Below are 23556 nucleotides of genomic sequence, written 5' to 3'. Positions count from 1 at the left end.
CTTTCCTACGCGCGAGGGCGGAAAAGGTCGCGTGCCTATCGCGCCGCCGGCTTGTTCGCCGGTCCGCTGCCCTGTAGGGCGCGAAGGATGACGCGCCGGTTTCCAAAGGACAGCGATTGATCAAGATTCTCTTCGTGGTCCTGCTGCTCGTGCTGCTGTTCGGCGGCGGCGCCAAGATGATCGTCGCGGGCGGCGCGAAGTCGCTCAACATGGCCGACCGGCTGCTCGGACAGGGCGACGGCGCGCGGCTGTTGCTCGCCGACCAGCCCTATGGCCGGGGACCGCGCCAATCGCTCGACATCTGGGCTCCCGAAAATGCCAAAGAGGGCGACCGGTTGCCCGTGGTCGTCTTTTTCTATGGCGGCGGCTGGGACAGCGGTGAGCGGGGCAGCTACGGTTTCGCCGGACGCGCTCTGGCGCGGCAAGGCTTCGTCGTCGTGATCCCGGACTATCGCCTCGTGCCCAAAGCGCATTGGCCCGACTTTATCGAGGATAGCGCGGCGGCGGTCGCCTGGACGCACGAGCATATCGAAAAACTGGGCGGCGATCCCGAGCGGATCGCGCTGATGGGCCATTCGGCGGGTGCCTATAATGCCGCGATGCTCGCGCTCGACCCGCAATGGCTGCGTGCGGCAAAGAGTGACCCTGCGATCATCCGCGGCGTTGCGGGTCTGGCCGGGCCTTATGATTTCCTCCCGCTCGAAAAGGGCGGGCGCGGGGACAGGGCGATGGGCAAGGTCAAACCGATCGAGAAAACGCAGCCGATCCACTTCGCGCGCGGCGACGCGCCGCCGTTATGGCTCGCGACCGGCGAAGAGGACGGCACGGTGCGCCCGCGCAACAGCCAGAACCTCGCCGCCGCGATCGAAAAGGCGGGGGGATCGGCGACGCTGCGCGTCTATCCGGGCATGGGGCATACCGGCATCGTCATGGCGCTCGCCGCGCCGTTCCAGAACAAGGGACCGGTGCTCGACGAGGCGACCGACTTCCTGCGCGGGGTTACCGGCCGCCGCATCGCGTCCGCGGCAGAGGCCGCGCAGTGAGCGCCCTTATCCCCGCGATCGTCCTCGCGGGCAGCCGCCCCGGCCCGGACCCGCTGCTTTCGGGAAGCGGCGTGTCGACCAAGGCGCTGCTCCCGATCGACGGGCGGCCGATGCTCGTCCATGTCGTGGACGCGCTCCGGAACTCGCCGTTGGTCGGGCCGATCACGATCCTGGCACAGAATAGCGCCGAACTGGCCGCCGAGCCGGACCTCGCGGATTTCGCGGACCTGCATTTCGCGGATTCGGGGCAGGGGATCAGCAGCTCGCTTGCCGCCGCGCTGCCGCCGGGCGACGATCCGCTGCTCGTCACGACCGCCGACAATGTGCTGCTCACGCCCACGATGATCGCCGAGTTTCTCGGCGGCGCGCCGGACAGCGATGTCGCGGTGGCGATGGTCGAGCGCGACGTGCTGCTTGCGCGCTACCCGGAATCCAGGCGCACCTGGCTGAAATTCCGCGGCGGTTGGTGGTCGGGCGCGAACATGTTCCGCCTGCGCGGGCGCCGCGTTCTACCGTTGCTCGACTTCTGGGGCCGCATCGAACGCGACCGCAAGAAAGGGCTCAGGATCGTCGCCGCTTTCGGTCCGTGGCTGCTGATCGGCGCGCTACTTCGCCTCTTCACGATCCAGCGGGGCGTCGCGCGCGCCGGACTTCGTTTCGGGCTCAAGGCACGGGTCGTGCCGATGTCCGAACCCGAAGCGTGCATCGATGCCGACAAGCCCGCCGACATCGAACTGATCGAAGCGATATTTGCCGCGCGGCGGCAAGGCGCTATAGGGCAGCCCCTATGACCATCGACAAAGCCATCATCCTGTCGGCCGGGCAAGGCTCCCGCCTGCTGCCGCTGACCCGCGATATTCCCAAATGCCTGATCGAGTTCAACGGCCGCAGCCTGATCAGCTGGCAGGTCGCGGCGCTCGTTGCGAACGGCATCAAGGATATCGTCGTCGTCACCGGCTTTCGCACCGAGCGTGTCGAGGATCATGCGCTCCAGCTCTACCGCGACACCGGCGCGCGCATCCGCACGCTCTTCAATCCCTTCTTCCAGGTTGCCGACAATCTCGGCACCTGCTGGATCGCGCGCGAGGAGATGGATCGCGACTTCATCATCCTCAACGGCGACACGATCATTTCGGACGAGATCGTCGCGAAGCTGATCGCGGGGGCGAACGAGCCGATCAACGTCACCGTCGATGTGAAAAGCGATTATGACGATGACGACATGAAGGTGAACCGCGACGCCGAGGGGCGGCTGCATCACATCGGCAAGCGGCTGCTGCCGCCCGATACCAATGCCGAATCGATCGGCATGCTCGCCTTCGTCGGCGACGGGCCGTCGATCTTCCGCAATCAGGTCGACCAGATGATGCGCACACCCGATGGCGTGGAGCGCTGGTATCTGCGCGCGATCGACATCATCGCGAAGGGCAACCGCGTCGGCACCGTGTCGATCGAGGGGCTCGAATGGCAGGAAGTCGACTTCCCGCAGGACGTTGAAGCCGCCGACGCGCTTACCGCAAAATGGGCCGAAGAAGGCCGTTATGCGAAATAGGGTTTGAGCCAGTCTGCAAGCGCGGCGACCTGTGCGTCGTCGAGCTTTACCGCCTGCCCGAGGTCGGGCTGCGCCGGCCAGCCTGCGTCCACCACCGTCAGACCCGCACCGCTGCGTTCGCCCTCATAGCGCGGCAGGACGTGGAAATGGACGTGCGGGTCCACCATCATCAGCATCAGATAGTTGATCTTCGCGTAACCGACGGCCTGCGTCAGCGCGGCCTCGATCGCAGCGGTCGCGGTCTTGAGTTCGGCATGCACTTCGGTGGGCAGGTCGCCGAACGCCGTCGCATCCGATTTCGCCGCCAGGACCAGCGCGCCGAGCGTCGGCTGCGCGGGGCGGAGCAGCACGACCCAATGATCATATTCGGCGATCAGCGTCGCGGGGTGGCCGAATTTCTCGATCGTTGCGTTCATGCTTCTTCCATCCAGCTGACGATCGGGCGGCCGGAACGCTTGACGGCATAGGCCTGCGCCAGCCGCACGGCATGGACGACCAGCGAGATGACCGTCCACCAGGCGAGCGCGATCAGGCCGATGTCGGGGCGCCCGGCCAGCGTTGCGAAAAAGAGGATCGCGAAGTTCGGGTTGCGCCGCGCGGTGATCAGGCGGAACTGGCTGTCGAACCTTTGCCAGACATGGATGTCCATGCCGAAGTCCTTGATGAACAACCCCTCGATCACGCGTTGCAGCACATAGCCGGCGACGACCGCGACCATCACCCAGATGAAGGTTTGGGTCGATAGCGCGAGACCCCAGGCGCCGAGGCCGACGCCCCAGAAATACCACCAGAAGGGTGGATGGATCAGGTCGACGCCATGGTCGGCGACATTGCCCCATTTCGACGAGGTGATCGTGCAGCGCGCGAGCTTTCCATCGACGGTGTCGAGCACCATGAAGATGAAACCCGCGAGCATCCCCGTCCAGTAATGGCCATAAGCGAAGAGATATGTCGCATAGACACAGAGCACCGCGCCGATCGCGGTGACCATATTCGGGGTCATGCCGATGCTCGCGGCGCCACGCGTCAGCCACAAAGCGAGCTCGGGCCACAGATATTTGGTCAGCGCGTCGGTGACGCCCTTATACGCGCCGAAATAGCTCTTCCGTTCGATCGCGCGCCGCGTTTCGGGCGTCAGCCGCTGGATGAAGGGGCAGTCGAGCTTGCGGAGCTGGCGGTTGTAGATTTGCGGATTGTCCCGATAGTCGATGATGCTGAGCGCACCGCGATGCTGCGCGATATCCACGGGGGTCATGCCGCCGGTCAGATGCGCCATCACGAGGTCGCCGCCATCCATCACCACGGTGCCGGGCAGCGCGACGATGTGACGCAGCCACACCGGGTCGAAGACATAGTCGAGATTGACGTAAAGCCGTGCTGTCGGCGACGTTTCGGGCAGGCCTTCCGCGCGCGCCAGCCGGCGCAGCCGTTCGGCATTGGTCATGCCCCACAGCGGCGTCGAATTTTCGCTGATCGGGGTCAGGGCGGGGAGGGACTTGGCGTCGGTCATTCGCCGCTCTTATCCTGCCGGGCGTTCTTTGCAAGGAAGCCGAGGATCGCTTCGGCGCCGCGCCGCGCCGCGCCCGCCGGATCGCCGCCGATCGATTCGGCCAGCCTCGCGCTCTGGGCATCGGCATAAAATGGATGGCGAACGGGCGCTTGTTCCAGCGCCTCTGGCAATTCGGCAAGATCGTCGATGACGTCGCCGAGCGTCCAGAAGAGGTAATCGGGATCGCCGGCCCAATCGACATGGTGAGCGTTGAGGAAGACGCACGGGCGCGGGGTCGCGAGAAACTCGTAAACCTGACTGCTCACATCGCCGAGATAGATGTCGGCGCCGCTCGTATAGCTCATGTCGAACAGGCGGTCGGACGCGAGGTCGATCATGACCTTGTCCGACACCGCCAGTTTCGTGACCGCCGCGCGCTCGGCATCGCTCGCTTCGGCGAACAGGCGAACATGCGGCGCGACGACGAGATTGTAGCGATCCTGGCCCGCGAACCAGGCGATGATGTCGCGGCCGAAGCGGTCCCACGACGACAGCTCGCGCTTGAAGTGCGGCGAATAGAGAACCGTCGTCCGGCCGTTGGCGAACAAGGGCTCGCGCGCCGCCTGCAGTCGCGGCATCAGGTCGAGCTTCACATAGCCGTTCACCGCATAATGACCCGGCCGGATCGTCCCGGCATCGAGCATTCGATGTTCGCTCTTTTCGCCGGCCACGAGCGCAAAATCGAAATGCCGGTCGCGTATGTCGAAGGTGATCGCCCGGTCGCCTGCGCCGTGCGGCGTGAAGACAAGGCGCGTCCCCTGCGACAGGAAATGCCGGATCGACGTGGTCGTCCGCTCGGGCACGACGATCGCGTCGAACCGCCGCAGAAAGGGCAGGGCTTCGAGCAGCATCGGCAAGCGCGGATTGCGGAAGAGGCCCCTATCGCGCAGCCAGCGCGACAATCCCTTCTGGCCGAGCATGGCGATGTCCGGCGCGAAGCCCGGATAGGCCAGCGCGACCTGCTCGACCATTCGCAAATGGTCGGCGCTCGCCACCGCGACATCGATGAGCTGCCCCGCGGCCGCCATCTCCGCGGCGATGGGCAGCGCGTGGAACACATGATGCGGCTCGCCGATGAAGAGGAAGAGGATGCGCATCAGCGGACCTCCGTCACCGCGACATCCTCGAAATCGGCGGCGCGCCAGCCATGTTTCGCGGCCAGCCGAATATATTTGTTGCCGCGCCCGATCAGCCAGGCCTCTCCGGCCAGCGCAAAGGTCGGCGCGTCGCTGAGATGATCCGAATAGGCGCGGATATGCGCCGTGCCGTCCGGGGCGTTCGCGGCGAGCCATTCGCTGACGCGCCGCGCCTTTTCCGCTCCGTAACAATTGGCTCCGTCGAGCAGGGGGAGCCAGTTGCCAGCATTGTCGCGCCGGTGGCGCGAGGCCACGATGGCGTCGAAGCCGAGTGCTTCGGCGATCGCGCTTGCGTAGAATTCGGGGGCGGCGGTGGCCATCAGCAGCCGGTATCCCTCGGCCCGGTCGCGCGCGATGCACGCGGCGGCGCCCGGCGGGACGTCGCGCGGAACGCGCCACGCGGCGAAGGCGGCGGCGAGGGCTTCGGCCCGCGCGGGTGCGATGCTTTTGCCGAGCATCAGATGGATGGCGGCGGGCTTGAACCGGTCGCGTCCGTAAAGGCGCAGCGCATGGCCGATCATCAGCGCGGCGAGCGCGGGCAGTAGCAGCAAGCGCCACGGCGCCTCGCGCCACGCCGCCCACAGCAGAAACAGGGTGAAGGTCGGGGTGCGCAGCACGGTCCGGTCGAGATCGTAAATCGCGACGCGGGGGGAGGATGGCGCGTCGGTCATGCGGTTTCGGGCTCGAATAGCCGGAGCTTGCGGCCGGTCTTGCCCAGCGACATGCGATCGGCGAGCGGCAAGGCGAAGCGCAGCGCAAGCCATATCGACGCAGCGGCGATCAGCCCGAGCAGCGGCAGCGAAAGCGCGTCGGGCAACAGGTCGGCGAGCATCGCTGCGGCGCCGGCTACAAGGGTGATCGCGATGCCGCGCAGCGCCAGCATCGGAAATTGCGCGTCGAAAGGATGCAGCTTTTCGGTGATCGCGAGCTGTATCATCGGGATCGCCGCCATTACGACGAGGCCCAATGCGGTCGCCAACGTCACCCCCGTCAGCGGATCGAGATGGCCGACGATGAGCCAGCCGGCGCCGATCGCGACGCCAACACCGAAAATGCTGGCGGTGAGCTGATGCCGGAGGGCGGCGACCACCTGCAGCACCGGCGCCGAAATGCCGAGCACCGCCTCGGCGGCGCGGGCGAAGAGCAGGATGATCAGCGCGGCTTGCGCCGCCTGCGCGCCATGCCCGAACAGGCCGAGCAGCGACGCGCTGCCCGCCGCGAGCACGGCGGCGAGCGGCAGCGCGATCGCCAGAATCAGCCGCGTCGCATAGGCATAGATGTCGGCGACCTGGCGCCGGTCCTCGCGCTCGGCGCTGGCGGCGAGCGGCGCCATCACATAGGTGAAGGCGATACGCACGAGCTGGACGACGCTCGACAGTTTGCGCGCGATCGTGAACAGCCCCGCGGCCGCGGCGCCCGCCGCACCGGGAAGCAGCATATTGAGGATCAGCGCCGGGGCGTCGCCGAACAGCCGCGCGATGATGTTCGAGGGCAGGATCGAAAGCCCCGCCAAAAAGGTGTTGCGCGCGGTCTCTCCCGCCCACGGCCCGCGCCACAGGTCGGTGAAGCTGTAGTGGCGCGCGAGGAGGCGGATGCTCAGTGCCGCGGTGATGCCAAGCGAGCAAAGATGCGCGATGAACAGTCCCTTGAGGCCGAGCCCGCCGGCAAAGAACAGGCCGGCGAAGACCAGCCGCATCACCTGTTCCCACACGATCCGCAGGCGTATCTCGGCCCCGAATAGCATGCGCGCACGCAGCGCCGAGGTCGCGATCTCGACAAAGGCCCAGAGCGGCAGCGCCCAGACGAAGATGCGGATCGCGGGGGTGACAAGCTCGCGGTCCTTCGCCGCGACGTTGAGCAGCGGCGCGAGGTCGGCGGCGAAGACGGCGACGAGCGCCGCGACGAGGATGCACGGTCCCACACCAAAGACCATCGCCGTGCGCAGCGCCGCCGCGGCTTCGGCATTGCTCGCCGATTGCGGCACGGTGCGCTGCATCGCACTCGTCATGCCGAGGTCGAAGATATTCTCGAGCAGGTTCACCGCCGCCCACAGCACCGCGTAGAGGCCGTAGCCCGCGAGGCCGAACATCAGGACGTAGAGCGGCTGCGCGATGATTTCGACCACCGCGCCCAGCCGCGCCAGCACGGTCGTGCCGAGCCCGCGCGCGACGCTGCGGCTGGTAACGGCGGGTTGGGCGACGCTTTCGCTCATCGCAGCGCACCTAAGCAGTATTCATACGAAAGAAAAGCCGTGTGCACCCGCGAAGGCGGGTGCCCATCACCGGATGGCGCAAGCTAGAGCCGGCAGGTGATGGGTCCCCGCCTTCGCGGGGACGCAACTCGAAAATCGAGAGATAAATGTGGCGCCTCACCCTCTTGCCGACTCTGCCCAATCGGTCTAGGCAGCCCGCGATTGCATAGGGAAGACCGCGATATGGCTCAATTTGTCCTGCCCAAGAACAGCCGCCCGCAAAAGACGGGCAAGGTCCACAAGGCCGAGGGCGCTGCGGCGGTGAAGAAATTCAAGGTCTATCGCTACGATCCCGACAAGGGGCAGAATCCGCATTTCGACACGTTCGAGATCGATACCGAAAAATGCGGCCCGATGGTGCTCGACGCGCTCATCAAGATGAAGAGCGAGCAGGATTCGACGCTGACCTTCCGCCGCTCGTGCCGTGAAGGCATTTGCGGCAGCTGTTCGATGAACATGAACGGTAAGAACGGGCTCGCCTGCACGACCGCGATCGAGGATCTGAAGGGCGACATCACGATCACGCCGCTGCCGTCGATGGACGTGATCAAGGACCTCGTCCCCGACTTCACCCATTTCTATGCGCAATATGCGTCGATCGAGCCGTGGCTCAAGACCAAGACGACGACGCCGAGCGGCAAGGAACGGCTCCAGTCGCCCGAGGAACGCGAAAAGCTCGACGGGCTTTACGAGTGCATCCTCTGCGCCTGCTGCTCGACGAGCTGCCCGAGCTATTGGTGGAACAGCGACAAGTTCCTCGGTCCCGCGATCCTGCTTCAGGCCTATCGCTGGCTCGCCGACAGCCGCGACGAGATGACCGGCGAGCGGCTCGACGAGCTGGAGGATCCCTTCCGCCTTTATCGCTGCCACACGATCATGAACTGCGCCAACGCGTGCCCCAAGGGTCTGAGCCCGGCGCGCGCGATCGCCGAGATCAAGAAGCTCGAGGCCGAGCGGCAGGTGTGAACGACGGGATCGAGGAACCGAAGCGTCGCGACCATTTCAGCGCGGAGACGCTGGAGGATGGTTGGGTCAGCTGGAACCTCAAGGATCCCAGCCGCTTCAACGCTTTCATCGAACCGCTGACGGTTCGCGTCGAGCCGCCGACGGCCGACGGCCGGCCCTGCGCGCGGGTACGGATGGTCCCCGAACGCAAGCACAGCAACCTCGGCGACAATGTTCACGGCGCGGTGACGCTGGCGCTCGTCGACATCGCGCTGTTCGCCGCGTCGCACCAGTTCGGTTCGCTCAATGCGGGGCATTCGGTGACGCTCGACCTGTCGACCCAGTTCGTCGGCGCGGGCCGCGTCGGCGAGCCGCTCGACGCCGTGGTCGAGCTGGTGCGCGAAACCGGCCGGCTGATCTTCCTGCGCGGGCTGGTCGTGCAGGGCGAGGATGACGGCCATATCGTGCTGAGCTTCGCCGGAACGATCCGCAAGGCGAGCGCCAAGTGACCACCGTCCTTGCGGCTTATGACGCGCTTGTCGCGGCGGGCGAGCTCCGCCCCGATCCCGAGCAGCGCGCGGCGGCGACGCGGTTGAATCAGCTGCAGGCCGAACTCGAAGCGGTGCCGCGCCGCGGCAGCCTGCTGTGGCGCCTCGCGGGGCGCAAGCCCGATGCGCTGCGCGGCGTCTATCTGTGGGGCGCGGTCGGGCGCGGCAAGTCGATGCTGATGGACCTGTTCTATGATCAGCTCGCCATCCAGCGGAAGCGGCGCGTCCATTTCCACGCCTTCATGCTCGATGTCCACGCGCGGCTGCGCGAAGTGCGCAAGGGCGAGAGCGGCGATCCGATCCCGATCGTCGCCGAGGCGCTCGCCGAAAATACCCGCTGCCTCGCCTTCGACGAGATGGTCGTGAACAACAGCGCCGATGCGATGATCCTCTCGCGCCTGTTCACCGCGCTGCTCGATCATGGCGTGACGATGGTCGCGACGTCGAACCGGCCGCCGAAGGATCTCTACAAGGACGGGCTCAACCGCGAGCATTTCCTGCCCTTCATCGCGCTCGTCGAGGAACGGCTCGACGTCATGGGGCTGAACGGGCCGACCGATTACCGCCGCGACCGGCTCGGCGACGGCGCGCGCTGGTTCGTTCCGGCCGACGATGCCGCGAGCGCGGCGCTGTCGGCCGCCTTCTTTCGCCTCACCGACTATCCGCCCGAGGATCGCGCGCATGTGCCGAGCCTCGACCTCGACGTCGGCGGCGGGCGGAGCTTGCACGTTCCCAAGGCGCTGAAGGGCGTCGCCGTCTTTTCGTTCAAGCGGCTGTGCGGCGAGGCGCGCGGGGCCGCCGACTATCTCGCCGTCGCGCGCCACTTTCACACCGTGATCATCGTCGGCATCCCGCGCATGGGGCCCGAGAACCGCAACGAGGCGGCGCGCTTCGTCACGCTGATCGATGCGCTTTACGAATATAAGGTCAAGCTGCTCGCAAGCGCGGCGGCGATGCCCGACCAGCTGTATGTAGCGGGCGACGGCGCGTTCGAATTCGAGCGCACCGCGAGCCGCCTCGCCGAAATGCAGTCCGACGATTACCTGGCGTTAGGCCACGGACCCGGCGATAGCACGCACGAGGTTTGAAGCGATTTTGCTCAGGGCTAGGAGGCAAGGCGCGGGAATATGTCGATATTTCAAGACTTGCCGACGAAGCCATGGGCAAAATCGGTCAAATCCCGAAGGGACGCCGAAATGGCTTCGATCTCTGGCCTGCGCGGCCTTGCGGGTAGCGATGCTACCCGCGGCGGCCACCCAAACCCGATATCTTCGCCATTTCGACGCCTCGTGCGTGCTATCGCCGGGTCCGTGGCCTAAGCCATGGCCAACAGGATGCCGCCGGCGATCTTCCCCCAGCGTGATGTGTTGGCGGCGACATAGGTGAGGCTGCGGACGTAACGCATTTCGTGGGCGAGATGCCCCGCTGCCTGTTCGGCGGTGCGGCGCAGCGTCCGTAACGGCCGCGGTTCGGGCATCCGGATCGGCCCCGGCCGCGCGGGCGGCAAGGGCAGGTCCGCGAAGCCCCCGTTGGTGACGCGCGGATCGGCGGCGACCGCTTGACACAGCGCCTCCATGCGCGCGATCGCCAGCCGGTTGGCGACCGCGCGGTCGCGGCTCAGAAGTTCGAAGCTGTGGCTGAAGGCCGAGAATTGGATCGCCCCGCTCGCCGCCGTATGATCGAGCGCGTCGCGCATCTCCTCTTCGGACATCGCGCACAGCTGCGCCGGGCGAAAGCTGTCGGCGCGGTCCATCAAGCCGCTGACCGGCACCTCGCAAACGCCGTGGTGCAGGCGCATCCCGATATTGCGGCGGTCGAGCGCAATGTCGCAGCCCTGGCCCACATAAGCACTGTTGAAGCTGCTGTCATAGTCGAAGCCCAGCGTGGCGAGCGCGCGCAGCGTATCGTCGTTGGCGCCGAAATTGCCCGCGCGGAAGGCGACCGGATCGGGGGCGCCCGCGCGCATCAGCATATCCGCCGCGAGCCCGATCAGCTTTTTCTGCGCGCCGAGCGGGAAGTCGCCGATGTTGCGCCCGGTCAGCCGCCCGACCGGGCTGAACCGCGCGAAGGCGAGCCATTCGGTGTGGATGTGCAATTGCACCTCGTGACCGCGCGCGACGATGGGGGCGACGATATCGCGGATGATCGACGATCCGTGAACGAGCGCCGGCATCGGATCGACGAAGAACACGCCCTTGAGGCCGTATTTTTCCAGCATGTCCATCTGGAAATGGATGCCGAAATCGCCGTCGCGGCAGCGGCCGAGGATCGAGCTTTCGAAATTGGCGCGCGCGTCATGGCCCCGTTGATAGAGGCCGGCCGACAATTCGGTGTCAAAGCTGATGATCGCGCGCGTCACCATGTGCGCGTAACAAAGCGGGAATAAGGGAGGGTTAATCGGCCCCGGGGCGATAGCTTATGCGGACGACGCATTTTTGTTCCATTCCACCGCGAACCCGTTGCGATCCTATCCTATCACGCGCCAGCCTGTCTCCGAAATCCAATTTTGACAACACTATTGTTATTGCGAACTATTATCAAAGAAAGGCGGTTTTTCGTCCTTTTGGCGGTTGTTTCGTTAAGGGAATCGGCGTAGGGGCGTCGCCAGTCTTGGGACCGGAGCGGAGCTTTAGCCCGTGCTCCCGCCGGTCTGTGAACCAATTGCCGGGCTTGCCAGGAAGGGAGTGCCGCGCGCCATGGGACGCAAGAAGATCGCTTTGATCGGAGCCGGGAATATCGGCGGAACGCTGGCGCTGCTCGCCGCGCAGAAGGAACTGGGCGACGTCGTCCTGTTCGACGTCGTCGAAGGCGTGCCGCAGGGCAAGGCGCTCGACCTGTCGCAGGTCGGCCCGATCGCGGGCTTCGACGCGAAGATCACCGGCACGAACGATTACAAGGATATCGCCGGCGCCGACGTCATCATCGTCACCGCCGGTGTCGCCCGCAAGCCGGGCATGAGCCGCGACGACCTGCTCGGCATCAATCTGAAAGTGATGAAGGCCGTCGGCGAAGGCATCAAGGCCAACGCCCCCGACGCCTTCGTCATCTGCATCACCAACCCCCTCGACGCCATGGTGTGGGCGCTCCGCGAATTCTCGGGGCTTCCGCACAATAAGGTCGTCGGCATGGCCGGCGTGCTCGACTCGGCGCGCTTCAGCCACTTCATCGCCGACGAGTTCGACGTGTCGGTGAAGGATGTGAACACCTTCGTGCTCGGCGGCCATGGCGACACGATGGTCCCCGTCGTCCGCTATTCGACCATCAACGGCATCCCTGTTCCCGACCTCGTCAAAATGGGCCTGTCGTCGCAGGACAAGATCGACGCGATCGTCAAGCGCACCCGCGGCGGCGGCGGCGAGATCGTCGCGCTGCTCGGCACCGGTTCGGCCTTCTATGCGCCCGCAGCCTCGGGCATCGCGATGGCCGAAGCCTATCTCGGCGACCAGAAGCGCATCCTGCCCTGTGCCGCCTATGTCGACGGCCAGTACGGCGTCGACGGCCTCTATGTCGGCGTGCCGGTCATGATCGGTGCGGGCGGCGTTGAGAAGATCGTCGAGATCGAGCTCGATGACGCCGACAAGGCGGGCCTCCAGGTCTCGGTCGACGCGGTCAAGGAACTGCTCGACGCGTGCAAGGCGCTGGACCCCAGCCTCGCATAAAGGACATTGTGCTCCTGCGAAGGCAGGGGCCCATCACCCGCGCTCTCAAATCAGGGCGGCGGGCGACGCGAAATCAGGAGATGGGCCCCTGCCTCCGCAGGGGCACGAGCAACGGAACGAAATCTATGTCCATTCTCATCGACAAGAATACCAAGGTCATCACGCAAGGGATGACCGGTGCCACCGGCACCTTCCACACCGAACAGGCGCTGGCCTATGGCACGCAGATGGTCGGCGGCGTGACGCCGGGCAAGGGCGGCACGCAGCACATCGGCCTGCCGATGTTCAACACCGTCGAGGAAGCGAAGCATGCGACCGGCGCGACCGCTTCGGTCATCTATGTGCCGCCGCCGTTCGCCGCCGACTCGATCCTCGAGGCGATCGATGCCGAGGTCGAGCTGATCGTCGCGATCACCGAAGGCATTCCGGTGCTCGACATGGTCAAGGTGAAGCGCGCGCTGTCGGGTTCGAAATCGCGCCTGATCGGCCCGAACTGCCCCGGCGTTTTGACCCCCGACGAATGCAAGATCGGCATCATGCCCGGCAACATCTTCAAGAAGGGCAGCGTCGGCGTCGTCTCGCGTTCGGGCACGCTGACCTATGAAGCGGTGTTCCAGACCTCGAACGTCGGCCTCGGCCAGACCACCGCGGTCGGCATCGGCGGCGACCCCGTCAACGGCACCAACTTCATCGACGTGCTCGAACTCTTCCTCGCCGACGATGCGACGAAGAGCATCATCATGATCGGCGAAATCGGCGGCGACGCCGAGGAGCAGGCGGCACAGTTCCTGATCGACGAGGCGAAGCGCGGCCGCAAAAAGCCGATGGCCGGCTTCATCGCGGGCCGCACCGCCCCTCCGGGCCGCCGCATGGGACATGCAGGGGCAATCGTGTCGGGCGGCAAGGGCGACGCCGAAAGCAAGATCGCGGCGATGGAAGCCGCAGGAATCAAGGTGTCGGCGAGCCCGTCGGAACTCGGCACGACGCTCGCCGAAGTGCTCAAGGAACGCGTCTGATTATTGTGCCGCTCTTTCATGCTTGTGCCCCTGCGAAGGCAGGGGCCCATCACCCGAAGCGGTGAATCGTGAAGAGCGGTGCAGTCTATATCATGGCGAACCGCAAAAACGGCGCCATCTATACCGGCTCAACCTCCAAGCTGGTGCAGCGCGTTTATCAGCACCGCGAGGTGGTGATCGAAGGTTTCACGCAGACTCATGGCTGCGTGAAGCTGGTGTGGTTTGAAGTGCACGAGGATTTGCAGGAAGCGCGTGCGCGTGAACTGCAGATCAAGCGTTGGAAACGAAGTTGGAAGGTGCGGATGATCGAAGAGACAAATCCCGATTGGCGGGATTTGTGGTTCGAGATTCAGGGCTGATGAAAATCGGCGCCGTCGGCACCATGTTTAGGCCCCAGGAGATGGGCCCCTGCCTTCGCAGGGGCACTGCGAGTGTGAGATTATGAACCTCGAACGACAAAGCTTCGACATCGACGAGCCGCAGGCCGGCCCGAGCTGGGCGCCGAAGAACTGGCCCCGGATCGACAGCGACGACCTGACCGCCGCGCTCGACCCGCAGCAGATGCAGGTCGCGGTGAAGGCCGCCGCCGCCAAGGCGGGCGCCGCGCTGTCGAGCGCTGAGGTCGAGCGCGCCGCCGACGATTCGATCCGCGCGATGATGCTGATCCGCACCTATCGCGTGCGCGGGCACCTTGCCGCCACGCTCGATCCGCTCGGACTCAGCCAGCGCGAGCTGCCCGCCGACCTGACGCCCGAATATCACGGCTTCGTCGGCGCCGATCAGGACCGGCCGGTGTATATCGGCGGAACGCTGGGTCTCGAAAAGGCGACGATCCGCGAGATCGTCGCGATTCTGCGCGCCAATTATTGCGGCCATGTCGGCCTCGAATATATGCACATCTCCGATGTCGAGGAGCGGCGGTTCCTGCAGGACCGGATGGAGGGCGCCGACAAGAGCGTCGAATTCACCCAGGAAGGCAAGCGCGCGATCCTCAACAAGGTGATCGAAGCCGAGGAATGGGAAAAATTCCTCGCGCGCAAATATGTCGGCACCAAGCGCTTCGGGCTCGACGGCGGCGAATCGATGATCCCCGCGATGGAATCGATCATCAAATATGGCGGCCAATATGGCGTGAAGGAAATCGTCTATGGCATGGCGCACCGCGGGCGGCTCAACATGCTCGCGAACGTCATGGCCAAGCCCTATCAGGTGATCTTCCATGAATTCGCCGGCGGCTCGGCCAACCCCGACGACATCGGCGGCTCGGGCGACGTCAAATATCACCTCGGCACCTCGACCGACCGCGAGTTCGACGGGGTTTCGGTGCATATGTCGCTGGTACCCAACCCCTCGCACCTCGAGGCGGTCGATCCGGTCGTGCTCGGCAAGGTGCGCGCGCAGCAGGTGGTGCGCGACGACCTCGCCGAACATACGCAGGTGCTGCCGGTGCTGATCCACGGCGACGCGGCCTTCGCGGGGCAGGGAATCGTCTGGGAATGCCTCGGCTTCTCGGGGATCCGCGGCTACAACACCGGCGGCTGCATCCACTTCATCGTCAACAACCAGATCGGTTTCACGACCAGCCCGCAGTTCGCGCGCTCGTCCCCCTATCCGTCGGACGTCGCCAAGGGCGTTCAGGCGCCGATCCTGCACGTCAACGGCGACGATCCCGAAGCGGTGACCTTCGCGTGCAAGCTCGCGATCGATTTCCGCCAGCAATTCAAGCGCGACGTCGTGATCGACATGTGGTGCTATCGCCGCTTCGGCCATAACGAAGGCGACGAGCCTTCGTTCACCCAGCCGCTCATGTACGCCAGCATTCGCCAGCATCCGCCGGTGTCGCAGCTTTGCGCTGCAAAGCTCGAAGCCGAAGGCGTGATCGACGCCGGCTGGGCTGACGCGCGCCGCGCCGAATTCACCGCGCGGCTCGAAGGCGACTTCGAGGCGGCGAAGACCTATAAGCCCAACAAGGCCGACTGGTTCGCGGGACGCTGGTCGGGGCTGCACGCCCCCGCCGACCCCGAAAACGCCCGCCGCAACGTCGCGACCGGCGTGTCGGAAAAGCTGTTCGATTCGATCGGCCGCACGCTGACCACCATCCCCGCCGATGTCGAGGTTCACAAGACGCTGCGCCGCGTCATCGACGCGCGCGGCGCGATGTTCGCCGACAAGAAGGACGGCGAAGTGTTCGACTGGGCGACCGCCGAAAGCCTCGCCTTCGGCACGCTGCTCAGCGAGGGCTATCAGGTCCGTCTGTCGGGTCAGGATTCGGGTCGCGGCACGTTCAGCCAGCGTCACGCCGTCTGGGTCGATCAGAAGAGCGAGCAGAAATATGTCCCGCTGACGACCGTGCCGCACGGCCGGTTCGAGGTGCTCGACAGCCCGCTTTCCGAATATGGCGTCCTCGGCTTCGAATATGGCTATGCGATGGCCGATCCGAAGAGCCTCGTGCTCTGGGAAGCGCAGTTCGGCGACTTCGCCAACGGCGCGCAGATCATGATCGACCAGTTCATCGCCGCGGGCGAGGCCAAGTGGCTGCGCGCCAACGGCCTCGTGCTGTTGCTGCCGCACGGTTATGAGGGGCAGGGGCCCGAGCATAGCTCGGCGCGCCTCGAACGCTTCCTCCAGCTTTGCGCAGGAGACAATATCCAGGTGTGCAATATTTCGACCCCGTCGAACTATTTCCACGTCCTGCGGCGCCAGATGCTGCGCTCGTTCCGCAAGCCGCTGATCATCATGACGCCCAAGTCGCTGCTCCGCCACAAGCTGGCGGTGTCGCAGCGGTCGGACTTCATCGGCGATGCGCATTTCCGCCGCATCATGTCCGACCGCACGCCGCCCGCCGACAAGGACATCAAGCGCGTCGTCCTCTGTTCGGGCAAGGTCGGTTACGACCTGATGGAAGCGCGCGACGCCGCGGGCCTGACCGACACGACGGTGATCCGCATCGAGCAGCTCTACCCCTTCCCGGGCGAGGCGCTCGCGGTTCGCCTGAAGCGGATGCCGAAGCTCGAAGATGTCGTCTGGGCGCAGGAAGAACCGCGCAACAATGGCGCATGGTTCTTCGCGGGCGAGCTGATCGAGGAATCGCTGATCGAGGCGGGCCACAAGGGCATGCGTCCGCGCTATGCCGGCCGCGCCGCCGCCGCGTCGCCCGCGACCGGCCTGATGAGCCGCCATCAGACCGAACAATCGGCGCTCGTCGCCGACGCGCTCGGCCTGTCGGTCCGCGCCGAAATCCGCCGCACCAAGAAAAAAGCCTGAGCCCAAAGCCTAAGCCCCCCAAGGAACTGCACCTATGAGCACCGAAGTCAAAGTCCCCACGCTGGGCGAAAGCGTCACCGAAGCGACGATCGGCGAATGGCTGAAGAAGCCCGGCGAAGCCGTGGCGCTCGACGAGCCGATCGCGAGCCTCGAAACCGACAAGGTCGCGGTCGAAGTGCCGTCGCCGGTGGCCGGCGTGATGGGCCAGCAGCTTGTTGCGGTCGGTGACACCGTCAATGTCGGCGCCACGATCGCGACCGTCGAAGCCGGCGGCGCTGCGACCGCTCCGGCCCCCGCCGCTGCTGCTCCCGCACCCGCGCCCGCCAAGGCCGAAGCGGCCGCCCCGGCGCCTGCCGCGACTGCGGCTCCGGCGGGTGAGAGCGTCGACACGGTCACGACCATGTCGCCCGCCGTCCGCCGCCTCGTTCTCGAACATGGCGTCGACCCGACGAAGATCCAGGGCAGCGGCAAGGACGGCCGTCTGACCAAGGAAGATGTGCTCGCCGCCGCCAGCGCGGCGCCCGCCGCCGCTGCCGCGCCCGCTGCCGCGCCGTCGGCGCCTGCCGCCGCTGCGCCGGGCCGCCAGGAAGAACGCGTCAAGATGACGCGCATGCGCCAGACGATCGCCAAGCGGCTCAAGGCGGCGCAGGACACCGCGGCGATGCTGACGACCTTCAACGACGTCGACATGTCGGCGGTGATGGCGACGCGCGAGAAATATCGCGACAGCTTCGAAAAGAAGCATGGCGTGCGCCTCGGCTTCATGAGCTTCTTCACCAAGGCGGTCGCGCTCGCCGCGCATGACATTCCCGCGGTCAACGCGCGGATCGACGGCGACGAGATCGTCTATCACAATTATCTCGACGTCTCGGTCGCGGTCAGCGCGCCGAACGGCCTCGTCGTGCCGGTCGTCCGCAACGCGGACAGCATGAGCTTCGCCGACATCGAAAAGGCGATCGCCGACCTCGGCAAGCGCGCCAAGGACGGCACGCTGACGATGGACGACATGACCGGCGGCACCTTCACCATCTCGAACGGCGGCGTGTTCGGCGGCCTGATGTCGACTCCGATCATCAACCCGCCGCAGTCGGCGGTGCTCGGCCTCCATCGCATCGAGGATCGCCCGGTCGTGCGCGACGGCGAAATCGTGATCCGCCCGATGATGTATCTCGCGATGAGCTATGACCACCGCCTGATCGACGGCCGCGAGGCGGTGACCTTCCTCAAGACGATCAAGGAAGCGATCGAGGATCCGACGCGCCTGCTGATCGATCTCTAAAGATTTCACCCCGTCCCCCGAGGGGTAAAGGAACGAAAAATGCCTGATTACGACTACGACGTCCTTGTCATCGGTGCCGGTCCCGGCGGTTATGTCGCGGCGATCCGCGCGGCGCAGCTGGGCCTGAAGACCGCGTGTGCCGAAGGGCGCGAGACGCTCGGCGGCACCTGCCTCAACGTCGGCTGCATCCCGTCGAAGGCGATGCTCCACGCATCCGAATATTTCGAGGCCGCAGCGGGCGGCGCGATGGCGGCGATGGGTATCAAGGTGAAGCCCGAACTCGACCTCCCCGCGATGCACGGCCAGCGCAAGGATGCGGTCAAGGGCCTGACCGGCGGTATCGAATTCCTGTTCAAGAAGAACAAGATCGACTGGCTGAAGGGCTATGCCCAGTTCACCTCGAAAGATACCGTCGAGGTCGCGGGCAAGACCTATCGCGCCAAGAATATCATCATCGCGACCGGTTCGTCGGTGACCCCGCTTCCGGGTGTCGAAGTCGATAACGACAAGCAGGTCATCGTCGATTCGACCGGCGCGCTCGAACTCGCCAAGGTGCCGGGCCATATGGTCGTGATCGGCGGCGGCGTGATCGGGCTCGAACTCGGTAGCGTGTGGCGCCGCCTTGGCGCCAAGGTCACGGTCGTCGAATTCCTCGACCAGATCCTGCCCGGCATGGACGCCGACGTCCGCAAGGAAGCGAACAAGATCCTCAAGAAGCAGGGCATGGAATTCAAGCTCAAGACCAAGGTCACGTCGGCTGCGGTCAAGGGCAAGAAGGCGGTGCTGACGCTCGAACCCGCGGCGGGCGGCGACGCCGAAACGCTCGAAGCCGATGTCGTGCTCGTCTCGATCGGCCGCCGTCCGAACACCGACGGCCTCGGCCTCGACAAGGCGGGCCTCGCGGTCAACCAGCGCGGTCAGATCGAGACCGATCATGACTTCAGCACGCAGGTCCCCGGTATCTGGGCGATCGGCGACGTCATCCCCGGCCCGATGCTCGCGCACAAGGCCGAGGACGAAGGCATCGCCTGCGCCGAGAATATCGCGGGGCTGACGGGCATCGTGAACCACGATGTCATCCCGTCGGTGGTCTACACCTGGCCCGAAATCGCCGGCGTCGGTCTGACCGAAGAGCAGGCGAAGGAAAAGGGCGAGGTAAAGGTCGGCAAGTTCCCGATGATGGCGAACAGCCGCGCCAAGACCAACCACGAACCCGACGGTTTCGTGAAGGTCATCGCCGATGCGAAGAGCGACCGCGTGCTCGGCGTGTGGTGCATCGCGAGCGTCGCGGGCACGATGATCGCGCAGGCGGCGCAGGCGATGGAATTCGGCGCGACGTCCGAAGACATCGCCTACACCTGCCACGCGCATCCGACGCACAGCGAGGCGATCAAGGAAGCCGCGATGGCGGTGACGGGCAAGCCGATCCACATCTGACACGGATAAAATTGGGGGAGAATATGATGGCGAAGCACGGGCTCTGGGCAGCGGCTTCGCTGCTCCTCTCCCTCACCGCGACCGGCGCGCAGGCGGCGCCCGACCTTACCGCCGCCAACGCGCGGCTGAGCGCGCTGCTCGACAAGAATTACCCGGCGCTCGAAGCGCTCTACAAGGATCTGCACCAGCATCCCGAACTCGGGATGCAGGAGGTCCGCACCGCCGGCATCCTGGCAAAGCATCTGCGCGGCGCGGGCTTTGCCATGACCGAGAAGGTCGGCGGCACCGGCGTCGTCGGTGTGCTCAAGAATGGCGAGGGGCCGACGATCCTCGTGCGCGCCGATATGGACGCGCTGCCGATGGAGGAAAAGACCGGGCTCGCCTGGGCGAGCAAGGCGCGCGCGACCTATGAGGGCAAGGATGTGCCCGTCATGCACGCGTGCGGCCACGACACGCATGTCGCCTATCTGGTCGGCGTCGCGCAGGCCTTGGGCGCGATGCGCGATAGCTGGTCGGGCACGGTGGTGCTGATCGGCCAGCCCGCCGAGGAACCGCTGAGCGGCGCGCGCGCGATGCTCGACGACGGGCTTTTCAAACGCTTTCCCAAGCCCGATTTCGGTTTTGCCGCGCATGTTACCAATCTTCCCGCGGGCGTCGTCGCGATCAAGGCGGGACCGTCCTCGTCGGCTTCGGACAGCTATGCGATCACCTTTCACGGCCGCGGCGGCCACGGCTCGATGCCCGCGGCGACGATCGATCCGATTCCGATCGCCGCACGCTTCGTCACCGATACGCAGGTGGTGATCAGCCGCGAGAAGGATCCGGCGGCGTTCGGCGTGCTGACGATCGGCGCGATCAACGCCGGCAGCGCGCCCAACATCATCCCCGACAGCGCCGAGGTGAAGGTCAATCTGCGTTCTCAGTCGCCCGAGGTGCGCAAGCTGCTTCAGGACGGCACCGCGCGCGTCGCGAAGTCGGCGGCCGCGATGGGCGGCGCGCCCGAACCGACGATCCGCTATATCGGCGGCACCGGCATCATGATGAATGACCCGGCGATGGCCAAGGCCGCGGTTGCGGCCCTGACGCCCGCGTTCGGCAAGGGGCTGGTCTTCGCTCCCGAAAGCGCGACGCCGATGTCGGGGAGCGAGGATTATTCCGAATTTGTCGATGCGGGCGTGCCGTCGCTTTTCTTCGGCATCGGCGGTTACGATCCCGCCGTGCTCGCCGACCTCAAGGCGAAGGGCGAACCCGCGCCGACGAACCACTCGCCTTTCTTCGCGCCCAAGGCCGAACCGGCGATCCGTAATGCCGTGACCGCGATCATGCTGTCGATCATCGGCGGGGTGCGACCGGCGGCGAAATAGGGCTTCAACCCGCCATCATCACCTGCCACCGGCGCCGCGCGTCGGTGGTCCACACGCCTTCGGGCGACGGGTAGAAATCGGGAAAGACTTTCGCATCGGCGGGAAGGACGACCCACGGCTGCTTGCTGCGCGTGAAGATATGCACGTCGGGCGGGTATTGGTCGGGGTCGTCGAGCGTCCCGACGCGGACGAAGGAGGAACGGCGGCCCGAGACAGGGTAGTGGCTCCAAAGCGCGACCCGGCACGTCGGACAGCGGATGATTTCCTGCCCCTGGCCGCTTTCGGAGGGGGTCATCACATGGTCGAGCGCCCCTTCGGCCTTGATCCGGTCGCTCTCGATCACCGCATTGATCACGAAGGCGCTGCCGGTCTCGCGCTGGCACCAACGGCAATGACAGCAATGAACGATCATTGGCGGCGAGGTCATCCGGTAACGAACCGCGCCGCAGGTGCATCGGCCTTCCATGGCTTGCTCCTCTCCATTGTGCGTTTTCGCGCGCGATGATAGCCCCGCGCGCGATGGATACACAAACGCTCGTCCGCCTGCTCGATCTGGTCGGCATCGGCGTCTTCGCGCTGTCGGGCGCGCTGATGGCGGTGCGGCTGCGTCAGACGCTCGTGACCGCCGCCTTCTTTGCGCTGGTGACCGGCGTCGGCGGGGGCAGCGTGCGCGACCTGTTGATCGGAGCGCCGGTGTTCTGGGTGCAGGACGGCGCGATCGCCGCGGTGTGCATCGCGATCGCGCTGATTGTCTGGCTGACCCCCGAACGCTGGTGGCAGGGCCAATTGCTCGAATGGGCCGACGCGGTCGGGCTCGCCGCCTATGCCGTGTTCGGGACGGCGAAGGCGATGGCATGGGGCGTCCCGCCCGCGCCCGCATTGCTGATGGGCGTCATCACGGGATGCGTCGGCGGCACGATCCGCGATATCCTCGCCGGCGTCCCCTCGATCATCGTCCGGCCCGAAATCTATGTCACCGCGGCGGCGCTCGCGTCGGGGCTGTTCCTGATCCTGCTGTGGCTTGGTGCCGGGACGCCGGTCGCGGCGGTGACCGGGGCGGTCGCGGGTTTCATCCTGCGCGGCGCTGCGATCCGCTGGTCACTCGCATTGCCCGCCTATCGCGAACCCTAGGCTTGCCAAATCGCGAATCTGTGGCAGGTTCGCCTTATGAACAATGATGTCAGCATGATCGCCCGCCGGGTGCGGGGCCAGGCCGACGCCTTGCCCGAGCTGTTCGGCCGCTTCGATTTCGACAAGGCGCCCGAGCGCTGGGCGCCCGAGGCCGACGCGGTGAGCGAGCTCAGTCGCGTCCGCAGCATCGACCGCGCGGCCTATCTGGACGATCCCGATCTGCTCGGCCGCATCCGCGAATATACGATGCTCGGCGACCGCACCGGCGACGCCTACGCCGCGCTGATGCCGCGCTATGGCTTCCAGCGCACCGTCGCGATGCTCGTCGACGCATGCGACAAGGGGATCGAGGCGGTCGACGACGCGCCTGCCGAACTCACCGCGCTGATCCGGGAGATGGAGGAGAAGCCCGACTGGCTCGACATGGAGCTGGTCGAGGAGGGCGCCGCTTACGAGCGCAACGCCACCGCGAACCTGTCGCCCTTCCTGATCCGCGGCGCCTTCATCGCGACCTTCCTCAACAAATATTCGGCGCTGCCGATGGCGCTGACCGGCACGCTCGGTCAGGCGACCGCGGCGCGGCGGGTCAAGGAAACCGCGACCTTCTTTGCCACCACCGCGCTTCCCGGCGCGCTCGATCGCTTCGGGGCGGGGTTCAAGGCGGCGGCGATGGTGCGGCTGATGCATTCGATGGTGCGCGTCAACGTGCTGTCGCGGCCGGGCATGTGGGACGCCGACACCTATGGCATGCCGATCCCGCAGCTCGACCAGATGCCCGCGGGGCTGATCCCCGTCTATTTCCTGTCGCAGGAGGTGCTGGCGAAGGGGCGCACGCGCTTTACGCGGCTCGAACGCGGCCGCGTCGAACTCGCGCGCTATCGCTGCTATCTTTTGGGGCTGCCCGAGGATCTGCTCGCGGACACGCCGCAGGAGATCGTCCGCATCTGGCGCACGCGCAGCGCGACCTTGCGTTACGAATATGACGACCAGGTCTGCGGCGGGCTGCTCCGCGCGACGATGGACGCCGAGCTGTCGAAGGACCGCTCGCCCAAGGGGCAGGTCAAGCGCCGGCTAGAATATTCGGTCAGCCGCGTCTTCTTCGTGAAAGCCTTCCTCGCCGGCGATGAGGCACGCGCGGCGACTGTCGGCGTGCCGGTGCGGCGCCGCGATCACCTGATCTATGGCGCGACGATGCTCGGCATCGCGGGGCGCATGGCGGCGTACCGCGTCGCATCGCGCCTGCCGGTGATCCGCCATCTCGCCGACCGCCGCCTCGTTCACCGGATCGAGCGCCAGCTCGCCGAATATGGCCGCGCCGAATTCACCTCCGACGCCGCGCACTATAAGCCCGCGACGGCGAGCTAGGCTTTTCGAACCAAAGG

22 protein-coding genes are annotated in these 23556 nt (G+C 66.0%); 15 read left to right on the top strand and 7 right to left on the bottom strand.

Translation table 11 applies throughout. The annotated features are described in order from the left end of the window. The first annotated feature begins 116 nt into the window (after nt 1–116). From VFG17_RS07060 to VFG17_RS07050, 3 genes are read left to right on the top strand one after another with little or no spacing between them, the layout of a single operon-like run. Nucleotides 117–1043, top strand: a complete 927-nt coding sequence (locus tag VFG17_RS07060) for an alpha/beta hydrolase (protein WP_325028744.1) — start codon at nt 117–119, stop codon at nt 1041–1043. Continuing rightward, nucleotides 1040–1834, top strand: coding sequence for a nucleotidyltransferase family protein (locus tag VFG17_RS07055; RefSeq protein ID WP_325028743.1), 795 nt, complete (start codon nt 1040–1042; stop codon nt 1832–1834). The genes VFG17_RS07060 and VFG17_RS07055 overlap by 4 nt, the downstream gene beginning before the upstream one ends. Then, on the top strand, nt 1831–2595 hold the full coding sequence (locus VFG17_RS07050; RefSeq protein WP_325028742.1) for a phosphocholine cytidylyltransferase family protein: 765 nt from the start codon (nt 1831–1833) through the stop codon (nt 2593–2595). The genes VFG17_RS07055 and VFG17_RS07050 overlap by 4 nt, the downstream gene beginning before the upstream one ends. Here VFG17_RS07050 and VFG17_RS07045 read toward each other — a convergent pair. Genes VFG17_RS07045 through VFG17_RS07025 form a run of 5 tightly spaced genes read right to left on the bottom strand, consistent with a single transcriptional unit; the run spans nt 2583 to nt 7492 of the window. After that, nucleotides 2583–3011, bottom strand: a complete 429-nt coding sequence (locus VFG17_RS07045) for an HIT family protein (RefSeq protein WP_325028741.1) — start codon at nt 3009–3011, stop codon at nt 2583–2585. The genes VFG17_RS07050 and VFG17_RS07045 overlap by 13 nt on opposite strands. Next, nucleotides 3008–4105 carry a CDP-alcohol phosphatidyltransferase family protein gene (locus tag VFG17_RS07040; RefSeq protein WP_325028740.1) on the bottom strand — a complete coding sequence of 366 codons (1098 nt, stop codon included), beginning with the start codon at nt 4103–4105 and terminating at the stop codon, nt 3008–3010. The genes VFG17_RS07045 and VFG17_RS07040 overlap by 4 nt, the downstream gene beginning before the upstream one ends. Then, on the bottom strand, nt 4102–5241 hold the full coding sequence (locus VFG17_RS07035) for a hypothetical protein (RefSeq protein WP_325028739.1): 1140 nt from the start codon (nt 5239–5241) through the stop codon (nt 4102–4104). Before VFG17_RS07035 ends, VFG17_RS07040 begins: the two co-directional genes overlap by 4 nt. Further along, nucleotides 5241–5951 (bottom strand): HAD-IB family phosphatase, encoded by a 711-nt coding sequence (locus VFG17_RS07030; protein WP_325028738.1) that lies wholly within the window; start codon nt 5949–5951, stop codon nt 5241–5243. Before VFG17_RS07030 ends, VFG17_RS07035 begins: the two co-directional genes overlap by 1 nt. Continuing rightward, entirely contained in the window at nt 5948–7492 is a 1545-nt protein-coding gene (locus VFG17_RS07025; RefSeq protein ID WP_325028737.1) for a lipopolysaccharide biosynthesis protein, read from the bottom strand. Before VFG17_RS07025 ends, VFG17_RS07030 begins: the two co-directional genes overlap by 4 nt. Before the next feature lie 222 nt (nt 7493–7714). Between VFG17_RS07025 and VFG17_RS07020 the strand changes: the two genes are divergently transcribed. The 3 genes from VFG17_RS07020 to zapE are packed head-to-tail and all read left to right on the top strand — an operon-like array spanning nt 7715 to nt 10112. Continuing rightward, on the top strand, nt 7715–8497 hold the full coding sequence (locus tag VFG17_RS07020; protein WP_325028736.1) for a succinate dehydrogenase iron-sulfur subunit: 783 nt from the start codon (nt 7715–7717) through the stop codon (nt 8495–8497). Next, nucleotides 8494–8985 carry a PaaI family thioesterase gene (locus tag VFG17_RS07015; protein WP_325028735.1) on the top strand — a complete coding sequence of 164 codons (492 nt, stop codon included), beginning with the start codon at nt 8494–8496 and terminating at the stop codon, nt 8983–8985. Before VFG17_RS07020 ends, VFG17_RS07015 begins: the two co-directional genes overlap by 4 nt. After that, a complete protein-coding gene (gene zapE, locus VFG17_RS07010; RefSeq protein WP_325028734.1) occupies nt 8982–10112 on the top strand; it encodes a cell division protein ZapE in 1131 nt (376 codons plus the stop codon). The genes VFG17_RS07015 and zapE overlap by 4 nt, the downstream gene beginning before the upstream one ends. Nucleotides 10113–10339: 227 nt before the next feature. Here the strand turns inward: zapE and VFG17_RS07005 are convergent, their stop codons facing one another. Then, entirely contained in the window at nt 10340–11383 is a 1044-nt protein-coding gene (locus tag VFG17_RS07005) for a polysaccharide deacetylase family protein (protein ID WP_414712935.1), read from the bottom strand. 337 nt (nt 11384–11720) lie between these two features. Between VFG17_RS07005 and mdh the strand changes: the two genes are divergently transcribed. From mdh to VFG17_RS06970, 7 genes are all read left to right on the top strand, one after another. Beyond that, nucleotides 11721–12683, top strand: a complete 963-nt coding sequence (gene mdh / locus VFG17_RS07000; protein ID WP_325028732.1) for a malate dehydrogenase — start codon at nt 11721–11723, stop codon at nt 12681–12683. Between the two features lie 125 nt (nt 12684–12808). Further along, entirely contained in the window at nt 12809–13699 is an 891-nt protein-coding gene (sucD, locus tag VFG17_RS06995) for a succinate--CoA ligase subunit alpha (protein ID WP_325028731.1), read from the top strand. Between the two features lie 68 nt (nt 13700–13767). Further along, on the top strand, nt 13768–14058 hold the full coding sequence (locus VFG17_RS06990) for a GIY-YIG nuclease family protein (RefSeq protein WP_414712934.1): 291 nt from the start codon (nt 13768–13770) through the stop codon (nt 14056–14058). 82 nt (nt 14059–14140) lie between these two features. Beyond that, nucleotides 14141–16963: a 2-oxoglutarate dehydrogenase E1 component gene (locus VFG17_RS06985; protein WP_325028730.1), complete on the top strand. Its 2823-nt coding sequence runs from the start codon at nt 14141–14143 to the stop codon at nt 16961–16963. A 34-nt stretch (nt 16964–16997) separates the two neighbouring features. Further along, the gene (odhB, locus tag VFG17_RS06980) at nt 16998–18242 is read left to right on the top strand and encodes a 2-oxoglutarate dehydrogenase complex dihydrolipoyllysine-residue succinyltransferase (RefSeq protein ID WP_325028729.1); all 1245 of its coding nucleotides are present in this window, start codon (nt 16998–17000) and stop codon (nt 18240–18242) included. Between the two features lie 39 nt (nt 18243–18281). Next, the gene (gene lpdA / locus VFG17_RS06975) at nt 18282–19679 is read left to right on the top strand and encodes a dihydrolipoyl dehydrogenase (RefSeq protein ID WP_325028728.1); all 1398 of its coding nucleotides are present in this window, start codon (nt 18282–18284) and stop codon (nt 19677–19679) included. A gap of 26 nt (nt 19680–19705) precedes the next feature. Beyond that, on the top strand, nt 19706–21043 hold the full coding sequence (locus tag VFG17_RS06970; protein ID WP_325028727.1) for an amidohydrolase: 1338 nt from the start codon (nt 19706–19708) through the stop codon (nt 21041–21043). Nucleotides 21044–21047: 4 nt separating this feature from the next. Here VFG17_RS06970 and VFG17_RS06965 read toward each other — a convergent pair whose 3' ends face one another. Next, nucleotides 21048–21509, bottom strand: coding sequence for a GFA family protein (locus VFG17_RS06965; protein WP_325028726.1), 462 nt, complete (start codon nt 21507–21509; stop codon nt 21048–21050). Nucleotides 21510–21562: 53 nt separating this feature from the next. Between VFG17_RS06965 and VFG17_RS06960 the strand changes: the two genes are divergently transcribed. Both VFG17_RS06960 and VFG17_RS06955 read left to right on the top strand, forming a co-directional pair. Further along, nucleotides 21563–22174: a trimeric intracellular cation channel family protein gene (locus tag VFG17_RS06960; RefSeq protein WP_325028725.1), complete on the top strand. Its 612-nt coding sequence runs from the start codon at nt 21563–21565 to the stop codon at nt 22172–22174. A gap of 54 nt (nt 22175–22228) precedes the next feature. Continuing rightward, complete coding sequence (locus tag VFG17_RS06955; protein ID WP_325028724.1) at nt 22229–23539, top strand: oxygenase MpaB family protein; 1311 nt, start codon at nt 22229–22231, stop codon at nt 23537–23539. Nucleotides 23540–23556: the final 17 nt, after the last annotated feature.

It is taken from the genome of Sphingopyxis sp. (assembly GCF_035686825.1).
Lineage (GTDB): Bacteria > Pseudomonadota > Alphaproteobacteria > Sphingomonadales > Sphingomonadaceae > Sphingopyxis.
This window is presented reverse-complemented; position numbering and strand designations above follow the sequence as displayed.